This is a genomic window from Dehalococcoidia bacterium, from assembly GCA_028711995.1.
GTDB lineage: Bacteria > Chloroflexota > Dehalococcoidia > SZUA-161 > SpSt-899 > JAQTRE01.
The window spans coordinates 1-2805 of sequence record JAQTRE010000234.1 but is presented as its reverse complement, the minus strand read 5'-3'; the positions used below and the strand labels follow the sequence as shown (position 1 = coordinate 2805).

2 protein-coding genes are annotated in these 2805 nt (G+C 52.4%); one reads left to right on the top strand and one right to left on the bottom strand.

The genetic code is table 11. The features are described 5' to 3' along the window. A partial coding sequence (locus tag PHV74_16070) for an HD domain-containing protein (protein ID MDD5095868.1) occupies positions 1 to 378 on the top strand: 378 nt, incomplete at its 5' end. Between the two features lie 456 nt (positions 379 to 834). On the opposite strand, the gene PHV74_16065 is transcribed toward PHV74_16070, so the two are convergent. Continuing rightward, the gene (locus tag PHV74_16065; GenBank protein MDD5095867.1) at positions 835 to 2262 is read right to left on the bottom strand and encodes a HEPN domain-containing protein; all 1428 of its coding nucleotides are present in this window, start codon (positions 2260 to 2262) and stop codon (positions 835 to 837) included. Positions 2263 to 2805: the final 543 nt, after the last annotated feature.

Sequence of the window (2805 nt, the reverse complement as noted above, 5' to 3'; positions counted from 1 at the left end):
CCATCTGAAATCCTGAGCAAGCCTGGTGAAATATCTGATGCAGAGTTCAATCTTATCAAGGCCCATCCGACTATCGGTCACAGTATTGTGAAAGGAATAGACTTCCCTTGGCCCGTCGCCCAGGCTGTGCTTCAGCATCACGAAATGATGGACGGTTCCGGATATCCAGGTGGGCTTTCGGGTGAGAATATTATCCTTGAAGCGAGAGTCTTGGCCGTATCAGATGTCGTTGAAGCCATGGCTTCTCATCGTCCATATCGCCCAGCTTTGGGCATGGAAAGGGCATTGAAACAAATCTCCGAGAAGAGAGGCGTTCTTTACGATTCCAGAGTGGTTGACGCCTGTCTGCGAGTATTTGCCGCAGGATTTGAGTTGTGATCGGATCATGTCCGGACTGGGTTGAACATGGTTAACGAAAACTCAACCGTAGGCACAGAATGTGGTTCCCGTTCGTTGAAGAAACCGGAGTCTTAAGAACCCGTTCTCAGGCGTTCGCTGACCCTCGAAAACAATGGCACACAGCGTTGGAGTCATCCGGGGAGCAGATCATTCAGTCTTCGTTCACAAACGGTTGGTTTCGGTATCACAAAGAGTGCACAAAACGTTAACAAAAGTGGAGATGGGGTTACTGTAGCAAGAACTTTTCGGCTGGAGTTTGCACTCGCCTGAGTCTGGTTCTAATCCAGAATGGTGGGCCGTACTGGACAGTTCCCGAACTGGGGTTCAAGAGTCAATTTGCCACGGCGATACGGCGCTTGTTGGCTTCGGTGGTGGTCGAGCAACGGTAGCAAACCAGCGAGACAATAATTAGTGACGCGCGATTCGTTGCAGCTACTACTGGCTGGTTTTTGGCAGGACACCAGCTGCCGCTTGCCACATCAAACGCTGTTTGGAGACCAATAAGTTCCGGTCAAAATCAGGCGGGAAAGGAAAGCATGGCCCGTCACTAGATAGGTTCGACAGCCTGTTGCATGCTGCCAGAGCCTTCCTCACTATCGCCCGTGCCGATTCCATCGCTGCTCGTTCATCCATGAGGCCAATTGGCTTCCCGCGTTCGGTACCGGCGAGGTCGTGTATCCAATGTTCAATCTGTTCGTCTTTCTCTTTTTGTTTCTTGTCGCTCTTCTCTTTCTTGTGCAGAGCACCATGAACAAGATTGGATCGGATGTCGTACATCGTCTTGACCAACTTATATATGTCGGCATTTCCTGTTCCTGTCCGATCCTCTGTATCGAGCAACCACGCTGCCCTTAATGAAATCCGATGCTTAAGTTCCTCGTTTCCCGATGGGCTAAACATGGATTCGAGAGATATGGTAAGGTCAAGAATATTCTGCCAATAGTCACCGCCAGAATATGATCGAAAGAACCGTCCGTAAGCTGTATCCAGAGGCCCTGTGCGGACACTTGGCGGTAGTGTGTTGTCCCGCCTCTTCAGGCGTTCGTGCCAAAGACCCCTGATCGCATCGAAATCTTCAGGGCCTACATTGGTTTCACCATGGCCGACCGGGTTGGCGTCTTCATGGCAATACGCGAGAGGTTCGTCAATGGGTAAGTCGCTTATTTGAAACGTAGCGTGACAATGGGTGCAAGGGATACCGGGTTTGGCCAGTCGAAGTGCCTCTATAACAGCTATGCAGCGTTCGATGTGCTTTGTCCTCTCCGGTCCTGGATCGGTCATACCAGCATAATCATGCTTCCGCATCTTCACAGTCGTCACTACTGCAGCATTGTCGCCTCCATGTGGGCGCCAGCCGGGACTAGCGGCAAGGCCGGGCAAGTCGAATAGGTGAATCGCATCCGTACGTTTCAGAACAGTGGAATCATCCAATTTCAGTTCCTCTACCCGCAGAACTAGACCAGTAACGGTGTCTATGGACTGCCAGACAGCCGTTTCTGTGTGGACTTCGGCCAGAAGGCGCTCGTACCACTCGCGGAAAACGGCCGCGTCGACCGTAGCCCCCTCCGTCTGCGACAGAATGCGCAACAGCATCTGACTCCAATAGTTGCGCAATACATATGCGTCTGTCGCGTCATCGTCTCTGAAGTAGATGGACCTCACATGTTCGTTTGACGCGAGCGCCCCCATGAAAGCGACTACTTCTGGGATATCCTTGATGTCTTGGAACGAGAAATCGCTGCCCATTCGTAGGTTGCGGGCTGCGTGTGGTCGCGGCCAGACCCCAAGTTCACTCAGCTTGTCTATACTTGCCTGAACTGAAGCCATACACAAGCCTGCAAGTCTGTCGTCCGACTCTGGCATGGGCGCCGTCCCCCTGCATAACGATTCACGGAGGCGATTATAGCACCTTGCGTAGAGGGGTCGGGTAAGATGAAGTGGGGCACTGCCAGGGGAGGGCTGCCTTTCCTTTCATGGCCCTGATTCTTGGCGACCATAGAGGACCGACTGCCAGTATCCTGGGTCGTGCCGCTGGGTAAGACATCTTCTACCGCGAGTGAGCCGTTTTGTCCGGCTGCGATGGCATCAGTATCCCGTTTTTTCCGAATGGTCTAGCACACAGGACTAGAACGGAGATCCTTCCCCCGGGGCAGGACGAGGGGGAAGGAGAGGCCAAAAGTCCTAGCTATTATACAGAATGGCCCACCATTCCGGATAAAAGGTAAAACTAAGACCTTCGAAAAAGTCTTCGCTCTGACACTTTGAGAATAGTGTCTAACCCCCTACTTGAAGAGAATTCCGAGACAAGTATTCGGGCGCTCCGAAAAACGGCTCTCCTTCCAGGTTCAGTTTTTCGACCTTGGCCAGAACAAAGTCTCGCGGGTCAGCCTGACCAGCCAGGACGAC

Coding starts and splice junctions, on each gene's coding strand:
- PHV74_16065 (MDD5095867.1), bottom strand. CDS start 2,262: ATGCCAGAGTCGGACGACAGACTTGCAGGCTTGTGTATGGCTTCAGTT.